The 17834-nt window shown below is 72.8% G+C and carries 19 protein-coding genes; 9 read left to right on the forward strand and 10 right to left on the reverse strand.

Annotated features, from left to right (window positions below; all coding sequences use genetic code 11):
* Window positions 1-28: 28 nt before the first annotated feature.
* Both Q1K26_RS22235 and Q1K26_RS22240 read right to left on the reverse strand, forming a co-directional pair.
* Window positions 29-655: an MBL fold metallo-hydrolase gene (locus tag Q1K26_RS22235; RefSeq protein ID WP_300016419.1), complete on the reverse strand. Its 627-nt coding sequence runs from the start codon at window positions 653-655 to the stop codon at window positions 29-31.
* Complete coding sequence (locus Q1K26_RS22240; RefSeq protein ID WP_300016422.1) at window positions 655-1740, reverse strand: S-(hydroxymethyl)mycothiol dehydrogenase; 1086 nt, start codon at window positions 1738-1740, stop codon at window positions 655-657. Before Q1K26_RS22240 ends, Q1K26_RS22235 begins: the two co-directional genes overlap by 1 nt.
* A 104-nt stretch (window positions 1741-1844) precedes the next feature.
* Between Q1K26_RS22240 and Q1K26_RS22245 the strand changes: the two genes are divergently transcribed.
* Entirely contained in the window at window positions 1845-2591 is a 747-nt protein-coding gene (locus Q1K26_RS22245; RefSeq protein WP_300016425.1) for an enoyl-CoA hydratase/isomerase family protein, read from the forward strand.
* Between the two features lie 9 nt (window positions 2592-2600).
* Here Q1K26_RS22245 and Q1K26_RS22250 read toward each other — a convergent pair whose 3' ends face one another.
* Window positions 2601-3164: a TetR/AcrR family transcriptional regulator gene (locus tag Q1K26_RS22250; RefSeq protein ID WP_300016428.1), complete on the reverse strand. Its 564-nt coding sequence runs from the start codon at window positions 3162-3164 to the stop codon at window positions 2601-2603.
* A gap of 53 nt (window positions 3165-3217) precedes the next feature.
* Here Q1K26_RS22250 and Q1K26_RS22255 point away from each other — a divergent pair, with 53 nt between their 5' ends.
* Both Q1K26_RS22255 and Q1K26_RS22260 read left to right on the forward strand, forming a co-directional pair.
* Window positions 3218-4183: a DUF2867 domain-containing protein gene (locus Q1K26_RS22255; RefSeq protein ID WP_300016431.1), complete on the forward strand. Its 966-nt coding sequence runs from the start codon at window positions 3218-3220 to the stop codon at window positions 4181-4183.
* 97 nt (window positions 4184-4280) lie between these two features.
* Complete coding sequence (locus tag Q1K26_RS22260) at window positions 4281-5432, forward strand: fumarylacetoacetate hydrolase family protein (RefSeq protein WP_300016434.1); 1152 nt, start codon at window positions 4281-4283, stop codon at window positions 5430-5432.
* 23 nt (window positions 5433-5455) lie between these two features.
* On the opposite strand, the gene Q1K26_RS22265 is transcribed toward Q1K26_RS22260, so the two are convergent.
* The 4 genes from Q1K26_RS22265 to Q1K26_RS22280 all read right to left on the reverse strand — a co-directional run bounded on the left by Q1K26_RS22265 (window position 5456) and on the right by Q1K26_RS22280 (window position 7294).
* A complete protein-coding gene (locus tag Q1K26_RS22265) occupies window positions 5456-5734 on the reverse strand; it encodes a hypothetical protein (protein WP_300016437.1) in 279 nt (92 codons plus the stop codon).
* Window positions 5735-5827: 93 nt separating this feature from the next.
* Window positions 5828-6241, reverse strand: a complete 414-nt coding sequence (locus Q1K26_RS22270; RefSeq protein WP_300016440.1) for a thioesterase family protein — start codon at window positions 6239-6241, stop codon at window positions 5828-5830.
* Window positions 6238-6564 carry a cupin domain-containing protein gene (locus Q1K26_RS22275; RefSeq protein ID WP_300016443.1) on the reverse strand — a complete coding sequence of 109 codons (327 nt, stop codon included), beginning with the start codon at window positions 6562-6564 and terminating at the stop codon, window positions 6238-6240. Before Q1K26_RS22275 ends, Q1K26_RS22270 begins: the two co-directional genes overlap by 4 nt.
* Window positions 6565-6574: 10 nt before the next feature.
* Entirely contained in the window at window positions 6575-7294 is a 720-nt protein-coding gene (locus Q1K26_RS22280; RefSeq protein WP_300016446.1) for a MerR family transcriptional regulator, read from the reverse strand.
* Between the two features lie 58 nt (window positions 7295-7352).
* Between Q1K26_RS22280 and Q1K26_RS22285 the strand changes: the two genes are divergently transcribed.
* The 3 genes from Q1K26_RS22285 to Q1K26_RS22295 all read left to right on the forward strand — a co-directional run bounded on the left by Q1K26_RS22285 (window position 7353) and on the right by Q1K26_RS22295 (window position 11975).
* On the forward strand, window positions 7353-8585 hold the full coding sequence (locus Q1K26_RS22285; RefSeq protein ID WP_300016449.1) for an acetyl-CoA C-acetyltransferase: 1233 nt from the start codon (window positions 7353-7355) through the stop codon (window positions 8583-8585).
* Entirely contained in the window at window positions 8585-10744 is a 2160-nt protein-coding gene (locus Q1K26_RS22290) for a 3-hydroxyacyl-CoA dehydrogenase NAD-binding domain-containing protein (RefSeq protein ID WP_300016452.1), read from the forward strand. The genes Q1K26_RS22285 and Q1K26_RS22290 overlap by 1 nt, the downstream gene beginning before the upstream one ends.
* A gap of 181 nt (window positions 10745-10925) precedes the next feature.
* Complete coding sequence (locus Q1K26_RS22295) at window positions 10926-11975, forward strand: response regulator (RefSeq protein ID WP_300016455.1); 1050 nt, start codon at window positions 10926-10928, stop codon at window positions 11973-11975.
* Here Q1K26_RS22295 and Q1K26_RS22300 read toward each other — a convergent pair.
* On the reverse strand, window positions 11947-12621 hold the full coding sequence (locus Q1K26_RS22300; RefSeq protein WP_300016458.1) for an SGNH/GDSL hydrolase family protein: 675 nt from the start codon (window positions 12619-12621) through the stop codon (window positions 11947-11949). The two genes, Q1K26_RS22295 and Q1K26_RS22300, sit on opposite strands and share 29 nt — an antisense overlap.
* A 2-nt stretch (window positions 12622-12623) precedes the next feature.
* Window positions 12624-12983, reverse strand: coding sequence for a DUF1330 domain-containing protein (locus tag Q1K26_RS22305; protein ID WP_300016461.1), 360 nt, complete (start codon window positions 12981-12983; stop codon window positions 12624-12626).
* A 76-nt stretch (window positions 12984-13059) separates the two neighbouring features.
* Here Q1K26_RS22305 and Q1K26_RS22310 point away from each other — a divergent pair, with 76 nt between their 5' ends.
* Entirely contained in the window at window positions 13060-13677 is a 618-nt protein-coding gene (locus Q1K26_RS22310) for a DedA family protein (RefSeq protein WP_300016464.1), read from the forward strand.
* 119 nt (window positions 13678-13796) lie between these two features.
* Window positions 13797-14570: an ANTAR domain-containing protein gene (locus Q1K26_RS22315; protein ID WP_300016469.1), complete on the forward strand. Its 774-nt coding sequence runs from the start codon at window positions 13797-13799 to the stop codon at window positions 14568-14570.
* Between the two features lie 6 nt (window positions 14571-14576).
* Here Q1K26_RS22315 and Q1K26_RS22320 read toward each other — a convergent pair whose 3' ends face one another.
* On the reverse strand, window positions 14577-15725 hold the full coding sequence (locus tag Q1K26_RS22320; RefSeq protein ID WP_300016471.1) for a Fic family protein: 1149 nt from the start codon (window positions 15723-15725) through the stop codon (window positions 14577-14579).
* A gap of 416 nt (window positions 15726-16141) precedes the next feature.
* Here Q1K26_RS22320 and Q1K26_RS22325 point away from each other — a divergent pair, with 416 nt between their 5' ends.
* The gene (locus tag Q1K26_RS22325) at window positions 16142-17497 is read left to right on the forward strand and encodes an IS110 family transposase (protein WP_300016474.1); all 1356 of its coding nucleotides are present in this window, start codon (window positions 16142-16144) and stop codon (window positions 17495-17497) included.
* Window positions 17498-17834 lie beyond the last annotated feature (337 nt).

Genomic DNA, 17834 nt, shown 5'->3' on the forward strand with positions numbered 1-17834 from the left:
GGCGAGAGTAGCGCTGGGGTGCTACTTCTCAACCGCCTTTCGCGATCCACTCCTCCAGGTGCGGGGCCTCGTCGCCGATGCTGGTGGCGTCGCCGTGGCCGGTGCGCACCGTGGTCGCGCCGGGCAGTGTCAGCAGCGTGGTGCGGATCGAGTCGATGATCGTGTCGAAGCTCGAGTACGACCGCCCGGTGGCGCCCGGGCCACCCTGGAACAGGGTGTCGCCGGAGAACACGGTGCCCAGCTCCGCGGAGTAGAGGCAGGACGAACCGGGCGAGTGCCCGGGGGTCTGCAGGACGCGCAGCTCGATGCCGCCCGCGGTGAGGACCTGACCGTCGGCCAGCTCGCCGTCGGGCTTGCGGTCGGGCCAGGTCATGTCCCACAGGACCTGCTCGGCCGGGTTGAGCCAGATCGGCGCGGAGAACCGGTCGGCCAGCGCGGGGGCCTGGTTGACGTGGTCGTCGTGGGCGTGGGTGCAGACGATCGCCTTCACCGTGCGCCCGCCGACGGCCTCGGCGATCTTCTCGGCGTCGTGCGCGGCGTCGATGACGAACACCTCGCGCTCGTCCCCGACGATCCACACGTTGTTGTCGACGTCCCAGGTGCCGCCGTCGAGGGAGAACGTGCCGGACGTGACCAGGTGGTCGATCGGCCCCATCAGAAGACCACGACCGAGCGCAGGACGTCGCCGGAGTGCATCTTCTCGAACGCCGCCTCCACGCCGTCGAGCGCGATCGTCTCGCTGACGAACTTCTCCAGCGGCAGGCGGCCCTGCAGGTGCAGGTCGACGAGCATCGGGAAGTCGCGGCTGGGCAGGCAGTCGCCGTACCAGGAGGACTTGGTGGACCCGCCGCGGCCGAACACGTCGATCAGCGGGAGCTCGAGCATCATGTCCGGGGTCGGGACACCGACGAGGACGGCGGTGCCGGCCAGGTCGCGGGCGTAGAAGGCCTGCTTGAAGGTCTCCGGGCGGCCGACCGCGTCGACGACGACGTCGGCGCCGTTGCCGTCGGTGAGCGCCTGCACGGCCTCCACGACGTCCTGCTCGCGGGCGTTGATCGTGTGCGTGGCGCCGAAGCCCGTGGCCCACTCCAGCTTCCGGCCGTCGGTGTCGATCGCGATGATCGTGGCCGCGCCGGCCAGCTTCGCGCCCGCGATGGCCGCGTCGCCCACGCCGCCGCAGCCGATCACGGCGATCGACTGTCCGCGGCCGATGCCGCCGGTGTTGATCGCCGCGCCGATGCCCGCCATGACCCCGCACCCGAGCAGCCCTGCGACCTCCGGCTTGACCGCCGGGTTCACCTTCGTGCACTGCCCGGAGTGGACGAGCGTCTTCTCGACGAACGCGCCGATGCCCAGGGCGGGGGAGAGCTCCTGGCCCGACTCGAGGGTCATCTTCTGCGCGGCGTTGTGGGTGGAGAAGCAGTACCAGGGCTCGCCGCGGCGGCACGCGCGGCAGGTGCCGTCGACGGCGCGCCAGTTGAGGATCACGAAGTCGCCCGGCGCGACGTCGGTCACGCCCTCGCCCACGGACTCCACGATCCCGGCGGCCTCGTGGCCGAGCAGGAACGGGAACTCGTCGTTGATCCCGCCCTCGCGGTAGTGCAGGTCGGTGTGGCACACGCCGCAGGCCTGGATCTGGACGACGGCCTCCCCGGGCCCGGGGTCGGGGACGATGACGGTCTCGACGGAGACGGGCTCGCCCTTCTTCATCGCGACGACCCCGCGGACGTTCTGCGGCATGGCTTCTCCCTCATCGATGACGGCTCATGCAAAGCCTGCCATGTGATCGAAAGACGGGCCGGACGGGTTCGGTCCGTTCCGGCTGGTGGGCGTAGGTTCGCCCCATGATCGAGCGCATCGACGACGGCGAGGTCGCGATCCTCCGCCTGGCCCACGGCCCCGTGAACGCCCTGGACGCCGACCTGTGCGAGGCGGTGGCGGCGCAGTTCCGGGCGCTGGTCACCGATCCGGCGCGCGCCGTCGTCGTCACGGGGTCGGGCCGGGCCTTCTCCGCCGGTGCGGATCTGCGCCGGGTGGTCGAGGAGGGCGAGCCCTACGTCCGGCGCTTCGTGCCGTCCCTCGACGACCTGTTCCGCAGCGTGTTCGAGCTGGGCAAGCCCGTGGTGGCCGCGGTCAACGGGCACGCCATCGCGGGGGGCTGCGTGCTGGCCGCCTGCGCCGACGTCACGCTCATGTCGGCGGGACGGATCGGCGTGCCCGAGCTGGCCGTCGGCGTGCCGTTCCCCCGGGTGGCGCTGGAGGTGCTGCGGCACGCGGTCGGCGACGCCGTCACCCGCAAGCTGGTGCTCGGCACGCAGACCTACCCGGCCGACGAGGCGCGGAGCCTCGGGCTGGTGGACGAGGTGCCGGCCGCCGACGACCTGTTGCCCTCCGCCGTCGCCCGGGCCCGCGCCCTCACCGCGTCGATCCCCTCCGATACGTTCGCGGCGACCAAGGCGCAGCTGCGCCGGGACGCGGTCGAGCGGATGGCGACCTACGCCGACGAGGCGGAGTCGGTGACCACGCTCTGGATCCGCCGCGTCGAGGACGGCTGGACCCGGCGCTACCTGGATGCGGTGACGAGGAAGTGAGCCGCTCGCTCAGCGTGCGGTGAGGGCGGCGACCACCGCGTCGACGTAGGCCCGACCGGCGGGGGCGAGGTCCGGCGTGGCGTGCGCGAGCTGCGCGTGGCCGAGGTATGCGGTGTAGCCGAGCAGGCTGCGTTCGCGGGCCCGGGCGCGGTCGAATCCGAGCTCGGTGAACAGCGCGGTCAGATAGTCCAGCCGCCGCCGGGTGACCCGCGCGAGCACGGGTGCCACCAGGGGGTGCGCTGCGGCGGGTTGCAGCGCCAGTTCCACGGCCGCGCCCGGCCTGCCGTACGACCCGCCCAGCGCGACGGCGAGCAGCCGCCGCAGGCGGGCCGCGGCGTCCGGCTCGTGCTCGATCAGCGCGATCACCTCGTCGGTGTCGGTGCGCTCCCAGTGCTGCAGGCTCGCGGCGAGAAGCGCGTCGCGGCCGGTGAAGTGCCAGTAGAAGCTGCCCTTGGTGGTGCCCAGCCGGGCGGCGATGGGCTCCACCGCGACGGCCGCGATCCCGCCCTCCGCCAGCGCGGCGCAGCCGGCCTCGATCCAGTCCTGTGCTGTCAACCGCTTCCGCTCCGCCACCTCCGTACGCTAGCGTACGGAGGTCCATACGCAAGCGTACGGAGGTGGCGCGCGTGGTGTGGAACGTGCACGAGCGGGTGATCGCCGCACCGGTGCAGGAGGTCGGTCGGCTGCTGGAGGGTCTCGGCGGCCCCGCCGACAGGATGTGGCCGGTCCCGGCGTGGCCGCCGTCGGTGCTCGACCGGCCGCCGACCGTCGGTGCGGCCGGCGGGCACGGCCCGGTGCGCTACCGCGTGACGGGGTACGACCCGGGGCGCCGCGTGGAGTTCACGTTCGATCCGCGGATCGGGCTCGACGGCACGCACATGTTCACCGTGGAGCCGGCCGGGCCCGCACGCTGCACCGTGCGTCACGTCATCGCGGGCCGGACGGTCGGCCGGGGCCGGATCCTGTGGCCCGTCGCGTTCCGGTGGCTGCACGACGCCCTGCTGGAGGACCTGCTCGACCGGGTCGAGCACGCCACGGCGACCGGCCCGGCCCGGTCGGCGCGCTGGCCGCCGTGGGTCCGCCTGCTGCGCCGGGCGGTCGGGGTGCGGGCCCGCACCGCGGCCGTGCCGGACACGCCCCTGCTGGCCGACGCGCTGCCGCGGACCGACTTCGCCGACGCCCACGCCATCGCCTGCGGGCCGGGGATGCCGAGCGATCCGCAGGTCTGGGCGGACGCGGTGTTCCGCGATCCACCGGGCTGGGTGCGGGCCGCGCTCGGGCTGCGCGAGGTGCTCGTCGGGTTCGTCGGGATCGCGCGGAGCGGCACGTCGTCGTTCGACACCATCGCGCGCACCGCCGACGAGGTGCTGCTGGGCACCGACGAGCGCCACCTCGACTTCCGCGCCTCGGTGCTCCGCGAGCCCGGCCGCGTCGTCCTGACCACGGTGGTGCGGATCCACAACGCGCGTGGCCGGGCCTACTTCGCGCTGGTCCGGCTCGTCCACCCGGTGATCGTGCGGGCCATGCTCACGCGCGCGGCCCACCGCCTGTCGCGCGGCTCCGATGCGCGGGCGGCGACGACACGCGCGTGAGCGCGCGGCCCGGTCGCGTCGCGGTGCCGCCGCCGTGCTCGGCGCGGGTGCACTCCTCCGGCACGACCCGGGCTGATCACCCCGCTACGGTGCCGGTATGCGGAGCCTGGCGCTGGGGGTCGTGGGGGGCGCGGGACGTCCGGGGCCGGGGCGGGTGGTGGCCCGCTCGGCCGAGGGCGTCGTCGACGTCGGGTCGCTGGCCGACGTCGAGGCGGGCCCGTACCCGGAGCTGCTCGCCGCGCACACGCTCGACGCGCTGCTGGCCGCGGGCCGCCCGGCGTGGCGCGAGGTGCACGGCTGGCTGGCGGCCCGGCTGGGGGAGGACCACGCGCCGTACGTGCTGCCGCCCGCGGGCCTGCAGATGCGGCTGCCCTTCTCGGTGGCCGACTATGTCGACTTCTTCGCCTGTGAACAGCACGCCGCCAACGCCGCGCGGATCGCGCGCCCGAGCGGCCCGCCGCTGGCCCCGAACTGGAAGCACCTGCCCGTCGGGTACCACGGTCGGGCGGGGACCGTGGCGGTGTCGGGCACGCCCGTCGTGCGGCCGTCGGGGCAGCGCGCCGCGGGTGACCTCGGGCCCACCCGCAGCCTCGACGTCGAGGCCGAGCTGGGCTTCGTGCTCGGCGGGTCGGCGGGGCCGGTGGCGATGGACGACGCGCTGGACCACGTCTTCGGGGTGGTGGTGCTCAACGACTGGTCCGCGCGCGACGTCCAGGCGTTCGAGTCGCGCCCGCTGGGTCCGCTGCTCGGGAAGTCCTTCGCCACCTCGATCTCGGCGTGGGTCACTCCCCTCGACGAGCTCGCCGCGGCCTGGGTGGACCCGCCCCCGCGCGACCCCGAGCCGCTGCCCCACCTGCTCGGTACCGCCGACCGGGGGCTCGACGTCGCGCTGGAGCTGGCGATCAACGGTGAGGTCGTGTCCCGCCCGCCCGCGATCGACCTGTACTGGACCGCCGCGCAGCTGATCGCCCACCTGACCTCGAACGGGGCCCCGCTGCGGGCCGGGGACCTCCTCGGTTCCGGGACGGTCTCGGGCGCCCGGCGCGACCAGCGCGGGTGCCTGCTCGAGCTGTCCTGGGGCGGCACCGAGCCGGTGCAGGTGGGTACGGGCGCCCGCACCTACCTCGAGGACGGCGACGAGGTCGTCATCTCCGCCACGGCGCCCGCGGTCGGGGGCGGGCGAGTGGCGCTGGGCGAGGTGCGCGGCCGGGTGCACCCAGCATCCCGATCGGGTACGGCGCCGGTATGACCGTGCAGCTCCACCTCGACCGATCAGGCCGTGGCGGTGCGGACGGGGCAGCCGGCGACGTGCTCGGCCGGCATCCGCAGCGGCCACTCGGCCCCGCACACGCGGCAGAGCCGGGCGGCGCCGCGTTCGATCAGGGGGATGATCGGGGGCCCGCCGCTCAGGGCGGCGGTGGCGAAGGTGTAGATGCTCAGCTCGGTGTCGGTCATGTCGGCACGCGGCTTGTCGACGAGCTCACGGATGCGCACCAGCGCGTAGCGCATCCAGATGTCGGTGGTCAGCGGGCCGTCGGGGACGACGAACACGGGCACTCCCAGGGCTGACGTCGGCGGCGTTGCGAACACCGGGATAGTGCACCCTAACAAGCCTGATCGGGTGACCCGAATTGAGACGGCGCGTCAGGCCGGGAGCAGCGGGGCCGGCTTCCCGAGTGCGTCGGCGATCAGCGCCGGGATCGTCCGCTTGCCCGAGCCGTCGGTGGCGACCACGACGTAGACGGTGCGGCCCGCGCAGGTGACGGTCCCGTCGAGGCGGACCTCGAAGTCCAGCGCGAAGGACGTGCGGCCGATCCGCGCGGTGGAGACCGCGATGTCGACCGCGTCCTGGAAACCGACCCCGGCGCGCCAGTCGATCTCCGAGCGCACGAGCTGCACGTCGTGACCGGACTCCAGCATCGTGGCGTAGGGCAGGCCCCGATGGGCCAGGAACCCGGTCATCGCGTCGTCGAACCAGGCCAGGTACCACGAGTTGAACACGACGCCCTGGGCGTCGACCTCGAGGTAGCGGACGGTGTGCGGGTGGGTGTAGGTCATGCCCGGGAGCGCTCGGCGGGCGCGAAGACCACGACGATCGACAGGTCCTCGCTGACGTCGGTGTAGTGGTGCGCCTCCCCGGCCGGCACGAAGATCACCGAGCCGGGGCCGACCTCGACCTCGCGGGTGTCGCTGACCAGCAGCGCGCGGCCCCGCATCACGACGTAGACCTCGTCCTCGGTGTGCGGGTCCTGGCTGTCCTTGCCGCCGACCGGGATGCAGTACGTGCCGACCGACAGGTGGTCACACCGGACATGCTCGCGGTACTGGTTGGGTTCACCCTCTGGCACGGCGTAGTAGCCGGCGGCCCGCAGTACCTGCACAGCCTGCAACCTAACCCACCCGCTCGCGGATCGCGCGGTTGACCGCCCGCCCGAACGCGGTGACGACACCGCGCACCGTGATCGGCTTGAGCTGCGACATGGCCTCGGCCAGCCGGGTGCGCTCCTCCGCGGGGCGACCGCGGTCGCGGTAGGGCTGCAGCACGTCGTCCTGGAACATCTTCATCAGGTCCTCGGCCAGGGCCGTGGTGTGCTGCTCGATCAGCTCGTGGGCGCGGCGCCACACCTCGACGGGGAGCCCCGAGTCGAGGACGGCCAGCCCGCTGCCCAGCGTGCCGGGCCCGTGCAGTCGGAACCGCCCGGTGTCCAGGACGTCGACGACGCCCAGGCCGACGAGCGCGTCGAGATCGGCGTCGCGCAGGGTGCGACCGGCGCGGCGGTCCAGCTCGGCCCGGTCGACGTCCTCGATGTGCTCGGGGACCCACGGGGTGAGCAGCGCGCGCTGCAGGGCGAGCTCGGCGGCACCCGCGGACTCGGGCAGCGTCCCCAGGTGGCCCTCGATGGCGGCCAGCGTGAAGCCGAGGGCGGACAGCTCGCTGACCAGCTCCAGGCGCGCGAGGTGATCCGCACCATAGAAACCGGTGCGGCCGCGCAGGGTCGGGGGCGGGAGCAGGCCCCGCCCGGCCCAGAAACGGATGGTCCGGACGGTGACGCCGCTGCGCTCCGCGAGCTGGTCGATGGTGAGTGCGATCGCCGTAGCCGGTGGCCCCATGAGTGACACCGTAGCCCGAACCTTGACCTATGTGACAGTACTGCTGTAACAAAGGGTCATGACCGTCGCTTCTTCTGGGATTCCTCAGGCGTACGTGTATGACGCCGTCCGTACCCCGCGTGGTCGAGGCAAGGCCTCGGGCTCGCTCCACGAGGTCAAGCCGGTCTCGCTGGTGACCGGGCTGATCGACGAGCTCCGCGCCCGCTACCCGGAGCTGGACCCGAGCACCATCGACGACGTGGTCCTTGGTGTGGTCTCGCCGATCGGGGACCAGGGCGGCGACATCGCCAAGACCGCCGCCATCGCCGCGGGCCTGCCCCACACGGTGGCCGGCGTGCAGCTCAACCGCTTCTGCGCGTCCGGCCTGGAGGCCGTGAACACCGCCACCCAGAAGGTGCGCTCCGGCATGGAGGAGATGGTGCTCGCCGGCGGCGTGGAGGCGATGTCGCGGGTGCCGATGGGCTCCGACGGCGGCGCCTGGGCGATGGACCCCGACACCAGCTACCAGACCGGTTTCGTGCCGCAGGGCATCGGCGCCGACCTGATCGCCACCCTGGAGGGGTGGAACCGCGAGGACGTCGACACGTTCGCCGTGGAGTCGCAGGCCCGCGCCGCGAAGGCGTGGGCCAACGGCTACTTCGCGAGGTCGGTCGTTCCGGTCAAGGACCGCAACGGGCTCACGGTCCTCGACCACGACGAGCACGTCCGCTCCGGGGCCACGCTGGAGTCCCTCGCCGGCCTCAAGCCGTCCTTCGCGATGATGGGCGAGGCGGGCGGCTTCGACGCCGTGGCCCTGCAGGAGTACCACTGGGTCGAGAAGATCGACCATGTGCACCACGCCGGCAACAGCTCCGGCATCGTCGACGGTGCCGCGCTGTGCCTCATCGGCACCGAGGCCGCGGGCCGGGCCGCGAACATGCGGCCACGGGCGCGCATCCTCTCCACGGCGCTGTCCGGCGCCGACCCGACGATCATGCTCACCGGCCCCGCGCCCGCCTCGCGCAAGGCGCTCGCGAAAGCGGGTCTGACCGTCGACGACATCGACCTGTTCGAGATCAACGAGGCGTTCGCCGCGGTCGCCATGCGGTTCATGCGCGACATGGGCATCAGCCACGAGAAGACCAACGTCAACGGCGGCGCCATCGCGATGGGCCACCCGCTCGGGGCGACCGGGGCGATGATCCTGGGCACCCTGATCGACGAGCTGGAGCGGCGCGAGCTGCGCTACGGCCTCGCCACGCTGTGCGTCGGCGGCGGCATGGGAATTGCGACGATCGTGGAGCGGATCTGATGAGCACGGACAAGGCAGTGCGCTGGGAGAAGGGTGCCGACGGGATCGTCGTCGTCACCCTCGACGACCCGGGCCGCAGTGCCAACACCATGAACGAGCGCTTCGGCGTGGCGTTCGACGAGTGCGTCAACGCCCTCGTCGCTGACAAGGAGAACATCACCGGGGTCATCCTCACCTCCGCGAAGAAGACCTTCTTCGCCGGTGGCGACCTCGACTCGCTGTCGAAGGCCACCCCGGCCGACGCGCCGCGGTTCTACGAGCAGTCCATGGCGATCAAGACGGTGCTGCGGCGCCTGGAGACGCTCGGGCGCCCGGTCGTCGCGGCCATGAACGGCACCGCGCTCGGCGGCGGCCTGGAGATCGGCCTGGCCTGCCACCACCGCATCGGCCTGGACGCGAAGGGTGTGCTCTACGGCCTGCCCGAGGTGACGCTGGGCCTGCTGCCCGGCGGCGGCGGCGTCGTGCGCGTCACGCGCCTGCTCGGCATCGCCGACGGGTTCATGAAGGTCCTCGCGCAGGGCCAGCGGATGAAGCCCGCGCAGGCGCTGGAGGTCGGCATCGTCGACTCACTTGCCGCCACGCCCGACGAGATGCTGGAGCAGGCACGCGCCTGGATCGCGGCCAACCCCGACGCCGCGGCGCCGTGGGACAAGCCCGGCTACAAGATCCCCGGCGGCACCCCGTCCTCGCCGAAGCTGGCGGCGTTTCTGCCCGCCTTCCCGGCCAACCTGCGCAAGCAGATCAAGGGTGCGCCGATGCCGGCGCCGCGCAACATCCTCGCGGCGGCCGTGGAGAGCACGCAGGTCGACATCGACACCGCGTTCCGCATCGAGGCCCGGTACTTCACCGAGCTCGTGACCGGCCAGGTCAGCAAGAACATGACCAAGGCGTTCTTCTACGACCTGCAGACGATCAATGGCGGCGGCTCGCGCCCCGACGGGCCCGAGAAGTACACGCCCACCAAGGTCGCGGTGCTCGGCGCCGGGATGATGGGCGCGGGCATCGCCTACACGTGCGCGCTGTCGGGCTGGGAGGTCGTGCTCAAGGACGTCTCCCTCTCGGCGGCGCAGAAGGGGAAGGCCTACTCCGAGGCCCTCGTCGAGAAGGGCGTCACGCGCGGGAAGACCACGCAGGAGAAGGGCGACGCGCTGCTCGCCCGGATCACCGCCACCGACGACTACGCCGACCTGGCGGGCTGCGACATCGTCATCGAGGCGGTGTTCGAGTCCGTGGCCCTCAAGCAGGAGGTGTTCCGCGAGGCCGCCAAGGTGATCTCCCCGGACGCGCTGCTGTGCTCCAACACCTCCACGCTGCCGATCACCGAGCTGGCCACCGGCGTGGACCGCCCGGCCGACTTCGTCGGCCTGCACTTCTTCTCGCCCGTCGACAAGATGCCCCTGGTGGAGATCATCCGCGGTGAGCAGACCTCGGACGCCACGCTGGCGCGCGCCTTCGACGTGGTGCTGGGGATGAAGAAGACCCCGATCGTGGTCAACGACAGCCGCGGGTTCTTCACCAGCAGGGTGATCGGGACGTTCCTCAACGAGGGTGTCGCGATGATCGCCGAGGGCATCGACCCGCAGACGATCGAGCAGGCCTCGTCGCAGGCCGGTTACCCGGCGCCGGTGCTGCAGCTGATGGACGAGCTGACGCTGACGCTGCCGCAGAAGATCCGCAAGGAGACGAGGGCGGCGGTCGAGGCGGCCGGCGGCACGTGGGAGGCACACCCGTCCGAGGCGGTCATCGACCGGCTGGTGGACGCGGGCCGCACCGGCAAGTCCGGCGGGGCGGGCTTCTACGACTACGCCGAGGGCAAGCGGGCCGGGCTGTGGCCGGGTCTGCGCACCGAGTTCGGGGCGACCGACCACGACGTCGACCTGCACGAGCTGTCCGAGCGCATGCTGTTCGTCGAGGCCATCGAGACGCAGAAGTGCTTCGACGAGGGCGTGCTCACCTCCGTGGCGGACGCGAACATCGGCTCGATCTTCGGCATCGGCTTCCCGGCCTGGACCGGGGGCGTCGTGCAGTACGTCGAGGGCTACCCCGGCGGCCCCGCCGGCTTCGTGGCCCGCGCCGACGAGTTCGTGGCCAAGTACGGCGCGAGGTTCGAGGTGCCGGCGAGCCTGCGCGAGCGGGCGGAGGCACCCGCCGCGGCCTGACCGCGGGTCTGCAGCGCGGCCACCGTCACGTCGAACTCCCGTGACGGTGGCCGCCGCGCGCTTCGGGCACCCGCGGCGCACCGGCGGACCGCTCGGATTCTGAAGCGATCCTCATCAACCCTTCATGCCGGCGCAAGGGCGCGACGGCAGCGTGGCGGGGAGTTTGACCCGAGGAGCAGGCATGATCGCGCGATCCGACACCGACCGATCCGGGCGCCGGCAGGCGGCCGGCGCCGCGCGGCCCCGGTGCGGTGGACCGGCCGCCCCGACGTCCGGTGGCGCCGCGGCGCCGATCCCGGTCCGGTACCCCCGCGGCCGGCGCCGGGTGCTGCTCGCCGACGACGTCCCCACGCTGCGCCGCGCCTACGCCCACGCCCTCCGGCAGAGCGGTCACGAGGTCACGGCCGTGGCCAACGGCAACGCGGCGTTGGCGGTGCTCGCCGCCGCGACGACGGGGGGTCCGGAGATCGTCGTGGCCGAGGTCGCGATGCCGGTGCTGGACGGGGTCTCGATGGTCCGGGCGATGCGCGAGCGCGGCTCCACCGTGCCGGTGCTGATGCTCGGCGACGACGCCTTCCTGCACGACCTCGCACTCCACGTGGGCGCGGACCGGTACCTGAACCGGCCGTTCGGGCCGGCCGACCTGCTCGGCGCCGTCGGTTCCCTCGTGCCGCATCGCCGCTCGCGCCCGCCGTCGGCCGCGGCAGTGCGTGAGCCGGCCGTGTGGCAGGAGGCGTCGGTGCCCGGACCCGGTGCGCGCACACCGTTGCCCCGGCAGCGGTGTGCGCGCCACGTCCTGGTGCTGGCCGCGTGCGCCGAGGTGCGTCGCGGGTACGTCCGCACGCTGTCCACGGCCGGGTACGGGGTCAGCGCCGCGGGCGGCGTCCGGGGCGCGGCGGCGCTGGTCGGGGCGCGCCCGCCGGACGTCGCGGTGATCGAGGTCGGCGAGGCGGGCGACGCCGCGTCCGCGCTGATCGCCGCACTCGCGGTACGCCGGGTCCCCGTGTTGGCGGTGGGTCGGCGGCCCGGCGACGAGCCCGCCGCCCACCGGGCGAGTGCGTTCCTGGTCCGGCCGCTGGGCTCGCACGTGCTGCTGTCGACGGTCCGGATGTTGCTCGACGGCGCCCACCGGCCGGTGCCGGCGGTGCCCCACGAGTGCGGCGGCGCGAGCGATCCACCGACCGGTCCGGCGCTCGGGTGGTTCACCGGCGGCGGATCGCCTCCTCCATGATCGCGGCCATCGAGGCGTAGCCGCGCTCGTTGGGGTGGAAGTGGTCGGCGGCGAGCTTGCCCCGCCAGGTGCGGGTGCGGGGGTCGCGGAACTCGGCCAGCACCAGCCCGCGGCGGGCCACGGCGTCGTCGATCAGGCGGTTGATCTCCAGGGCCGGGGCGAACGTGCCCGGCTGGTTGCCCACCACGGTTCCGGGCGGGAGCCGCTCCAGCAGCTCCGCCAGGTCGGCGGCCAGGTGCGGGCGGTGGCGCGGGTTGAACATGTCGTTGGACCCGATCATGACGGTGAGCAGGTCCGGTGGCGCTGCCAGCGCGTCCAGCGCCGGGAGCTGGCGGTCCAGGACGTCGCGCACGATGCCGCCGGAGATCGCCAGGTTCACCACCCGCCACCCGGGCATCCGGGCCGCGACCTGCCCGACCCAGCCGCGCTCGTACGCGCCCGCCCCGATGCCCTGCGTCATCGAGTCGCCCAGCGCCACCCACAGCGGCCCGGTGGCGGCGAGCGCGGCGGCGTTGTGGTCCCGCCAGGCGGCCGCGTAGGGCAGCACCTGGTCCTGCACCGCGCGCACCCCCGGCAGCAGGCGTGCGGCGAGTGACAGGAACCGGCCGGGTGGGCGCTCGCTGAGGTTGGAGTAGCCCGGTGGCACGGTCAGCGCGGCGTCGTGGGCTGCAGGACGGCCTCCACCAACGCCTCGGTGCGCAGGTGGGTGCCCTCCTGGTAGCCGGGGTCGCGGACCATGTCGGAGAACGCGCGCCGGCTGGGGTAGGACACCAGCAGCACGGCGTCCCAGGACCGGCCGTGCTCGGCGACGATCGGATCGCCCCCGTGGCCGAAGTACACCACCGTGGCGCCCACCCGTTGCGCGTGCGGCCGGAAGTGCGCGAGGTACTCGTCGTAGCGCGCCGCCCCGCCCTCGGAGAAGCGCAGCAGGTTGAGCATCACGATCGGTTGGTCCGGCCCGACGTCGAGGAAGGCCTTCATGTCGGCTCCGGTGGGGTTCACAGCCATGACGCCATCCTGCCCGGAGTGTGAGCCGGCGACCGGCACCGGTTCGCCCTGGAGGGTTTCGGGCATCCTTGGCGGTATGGCCGACTGGATTTTCGCGATCGTCGACCGCCTCGGGGCGGCGGGCGTCGGTCTGCTGATCCTGCTCGAGAACGTCATCCCGCCGATCCCGTCCGAGGTGATCCTGCCGCTCGCGGGCTTCCGCGCCCGGACGGGCACGCTGAACCTGCTGACGGTCTGGCCCGCCGCCACCGCGGGGTCGGTGCTGGGGGCCCTGATCCTCTACGGGCTGGGCGCCTGGCTCGGGCACGAGCGCCTGCGTCGCCTGGCCCGACGTCGCTGGTTCGTCTTCGCGAGCGTGCGCGACATCGACCGCGGTGACGAGCTGTTCGACCGTCACGGCGGCAAGGTCGTCCTGCTCGCGCGCTGCGTGCCCTTCCTGCGCAGCGTGGTGTCGATCCCGGCCGGCATCTCGGGCATGCCGGTGCTGCGGTTCACCGTCCTGACGGCGATCGGGAGCGGGGTGTGGAACGCGGCGTTCCTCGCCATCGGCTGGGCACTCGGCGAGAACTGGGACACCGTCGAGCAGTGGCTGGGTCCCGTCAGCTACGTGGTGATCGGGCTGGTCGTCGTCGGCCTCGTCGTGCTGGCGGTGCGCAGGCGCCGCTCGACGGAGGCCGTCGCGACCCGCGGGTGACGCCATTCGGGCCATCGGTGTCCGGCAGACGTCGCAGTGATCGGGCCGGGCTTGCCCTGCGAACCGTCCGTGGGTCAAGCTTCCGCGCCGGCGCACGGCGCGAGAGAAGGGGGGCGAGGGTGACGACCGACCAGGAGATGGCCGACGACCGGCAGCGGCTCGACGCCCTCGTCGACACCGACGACATCCCCGGCCCGGTCGCCGCGGAGTTCCTGGCGCTGGCCGCCGCGCTGATGAACGCCACCACCGTGCGCGGGGTGCTGCAACGGGTCGTCGAGGCCGCCAGGGCGGTCGTGCCGGGCGCCGACCTGGTCAGCGTCACCCTGCGCAGCGGGAGCGGCTTCCACACCCCCGTGGAGACCGACGCGCTCGCGACCCGGCTCGACGAGATCCAGTACCGCATCGACGACGGACCGTGCGTCGACGCCACCCGCAAGTCGGGCCTGGGCCTGACGTTCTGCTCCGACCTCGCCACGAGCACCCGGTTCGGCGCGTTCGGGCCCGCCGCCGCCGAGCTCGGTGTGCACAGCGTCCTGGCCGTGGGCCTGTTCCCCGATGGCGACGGGCCGCGCATGGGCGCGCTCAACGTCTACTCCCACCAGGTGGGAGGTCTCGACGAGCTCGACCGCGATCTCGCCCTCGTGCTCGCCGCGCACGCCTCGGCCGCGCTCGCGGCCACGCTCGCCTCCACGTCCGCCGAGCTGGAGGCGGCGCAGCTGCGACAGGCATTGCAGAGCCGCGACGTCATCGGGCAGGCCAAGGGCATCCTGATGGAGCGGCGCAGGATCTCCGCCGACGAGGCGTTCGAGGTGCTTCGATCGGCGTCGCAGGCGCTCAACGTCAAGCTGGCCCAGGTGGCCCAGACGCTGGTGGAGCGACGCGCGGAGATCTGACCGGCCTCACAGCCGATTGCCGTTGACGATCGCGAGCACGTCGCGGGCGAGGAAGCGCCGCACCCGGCCGGCCCGGGTCACCTCGACCAGCACGCGCTGTTCCACCAGCTTCTCCAGGTTCGTGGTCGCCGCGCGGTGCGTGACGTGCAGCACGTCCATGACGTCGGCGATGGTCATGGCAGGGTTGACGAAGACCTCGTCGACGAGCCGCGGCAACAGGCTGGACGAGCGGGCTCCGGTGACCTGGCTGCGGTAGTTCTCGCGCAGCTTCTGGAGGGCCTGCACGCGGGTCAGGACGTCGCGGGCCTGCACGGCCACGACTTCCAGGAAGAACGCGATCCATCCAGCCCAGTCCGCCCGGGCCGAGACGGCGAGCAGCCGTGCGTAGTACTCCTCGCGTCGGGGCTCGATGTAGGCCGAGAAGTCGAGCAGCGGTCCGGGAAGTAGGCCCCACTCCGCCAGCAGCAACGACACCAGTAGGCGGCCCACGCGCCCGTTGCCGTCACGGAACGGGTGCACCGCCTCGAAGTGGTAGTGCAGCACCGCGATGTCGACAAGGGGCGGCAGGGTCCGTGGCCCGCGCAGGTACTGCTCGAAGGCGTCCAGGCAGTCCGGCAGGCGCTCGGGAGGTGGAGGAACGTAGGTGGCCTCCTCGACGGGAGCGCCAGGGGAGCCGATCCAGTTCTGATCGGTACGGAACTCCCCGGGAACTGCGGAGTCGCCACGGACCCCGGTCAGCAGGATGCGGTGGGCCTCGCGCAGGACCCAGAGGCCGAGAGGGGCTTGGCGCTCCTCGTCGAGCAGGTAGTCCATCGCCCGGACGTAGTTGGCCACCTCGCGCGCATCGGCACGCGTCGAGTCGTCGATGACCGATCGCGCGTCGTCGAGCTCGAAGAGGACGAGATCGGACAGTGTCGTCTGCGTCCCTTCGATCCGGCTCGACAGCACGGCTTCCCGGCGCAGCAGGGCGCGGGTGAACAGCGTCGGGCTCGGCATTCCGCGGCCGGTCCCGGCGAGTTCGCCGAGCGCCCGGTCGGCGCGGGACAACGTGCTGATGAGGGTCGCAGTGAACTCGATGGGAGGTGGGAGTGCAGGTGGGAGGAAAGTGCGGATCCCGCGCAGCGACTTCACGGTGTGGGACCCGGGTACGTCCACTGCTACTCACCTCCGGCGATGTCGAGTCTCTGCTACCTAAGTGCCTTTGTCTATCATAAGGAAGGGAGACTCGTAGTTCGGTAGCACAGGGCGCGTTCGCCAGCCTGGCGGCATGATCCGCTCGGCGACCCGCGAGGTGGGATCCGGCCGTGCCGAGTCACCACCTGGGCCCGGGCCCGACGGCGGGCCTTCGCTCCGGCGGCGGCGTTCGCCGCCAGCGCCGGCTCACCGATCGCGTCCAGGGTGCGCCAGGCGGTCGGCGGGCTGGACCCGTGCCGCGCCAATACCCGCGACAACCCCGGCGGTAGTAACAACCTGAGCGGTTGAGGTCGCGGGACATCCTCCTGGTGAGGTTCTCGGGCTTGGAGTCCCAACCGCACCAGGAGGATGTCGTGTCCAACGCTAGTAGGCACCGGTTGTCCCGGGGAGACCGTCGTCGCAACGAGAAACTCGCCCGGCTCCGCGCGGTGATCACCCGCGAGTCCGCGGTGCTGGCGTTCGATCTGGCCGCGGACAAGCAGGTGTGCGCGCTGACCGACCCGGACTCGCAGGTCCTGGCCCGGCGCACGGTGCGGTGCAAGGCCTGGCAGCTGTCCGACGCCGTGGAGTGGGGCCTGGCCCGCGCAGCCGAGGCCGGATACGGCTCGGTCGTGGTCGCGTGTGAGCCGACCGGGCACCGCTGGCGGGTGCTGGACCAGATCGCCGCGCAGTTCGGGGTGGTGCTGGTGTGTGTACAGCCGCTGTTGGTGTGCCGGGCGCGGGAGGCCGAGGACTTCACCCGCAACAAGAACGACGACACCGACGCGATGATCATCGCCCGGCTGGTGACCGAGCTGCGCTGTTACCTGCCCGAGCGGGCCGACCCGACCTGGGCAAGGTTGCGGCACCTCGGGGCACGCCGGGCCGGGCTGCTCGTCGCCGCTGGGGCGGCGCGGCAGCAGGTCCGCGACCTGCTCGAGTGCGCGTGGCCGTCGGTGCTCGAGGCCGCGTCCAAGCCGTTGGACTCCGCGAACTGGCTGGCCGCGGTCACCGTCGCGCTCGACCGGGTCGGCGAGAGCGGGGACCTGGGCGTGATCGGGCGGTGGGGCCCGACCCGCTTCGCCGCCGCGGTCCGCCGCGAGCTCGGCACCACCCGCTGGCACGGCGCGATCGTGCGCGCGGTGTTCGACGCCGCCACCGACCCCGCCCACACCGCGGTCGGGGTCACCGGGCAGCGAGCCGGCGCTCTGGAACGGGTCGGCTACGCGTGCGCCGACCTGACCGCCCGACGCACCGAGATCGTCGAGGTCGAATCCCGGATGCTCGCCGTGCTCGACCAGCTCGGGCTCACCGACCTGGTCTCCAGCATCCCCGGGGTGTCCGCGATCGGCGCGGCGACGATCCTGGCCCAGGCCGGTGACCCCGCCCGGTTCACCAGCGCCCGCGCCCTGGTCAAACACGCCGGGCTCTGTCCGCGCGACAACGCCTCGGGCACCTACCAGGGCAAGACCGGTATCAGCGGCCGCGGCCGCCCCGAGCTGCGCCTGGCCGCGTGGCGGGCAGTGTTCACCGCGCTGCGCCACAACCCCGTCCTCGCCGCCCGCCACACCCACCTCACCGGGCGCACCGACAACCCGCTCACCGACACCCAGGCCCGCGTCGCGTGCGCGGCGAGCCTGCTGCGCCAACTCCACGCCGTCATCGTCACCGGCACCGCCTGGGACCCCGCCATCGCCGCCGGCCTGGACCGCCACGAGGACCCCAACCCCCAGAACGGGGCCGCCGCCGCCTGAACCCGCGCGCCGCTGACCACCGGGCGGGGCGAGCTCGCATCGCCGTCGGGACCTGAGATCCCGCAACTGACCATGAGCAGCCCCGCCCGTCTCCCATCAAGCCCGGATGAAGGCTGTCGGGAACAACCCGCTTGAACGCTACGTAGGGCCGGAGACGGGCGCGGGGCACCACCCGACCAGCAACGCACACCCCCACCAAGAAGATCAACTCGGCGGTGGCAGACCGCCGAGTCGACCCCACACGCCCAAGATCACCTGAAGCCAGGACTTGACTTCGTCGTCATAGGTTGGTCAGGCCGGTGTGGGCGGCGAGCAACCGCGGCACCGCCGACCCGGT

Source organism: Pseudonocardia sp., from assembly GCF_029263155.1.
Classification (GTDB): Bacteria; Actinomycetota; Actinomycetes; order Mycobacteriales; family Pseudonocardiaceae; genus Pseudonocardia.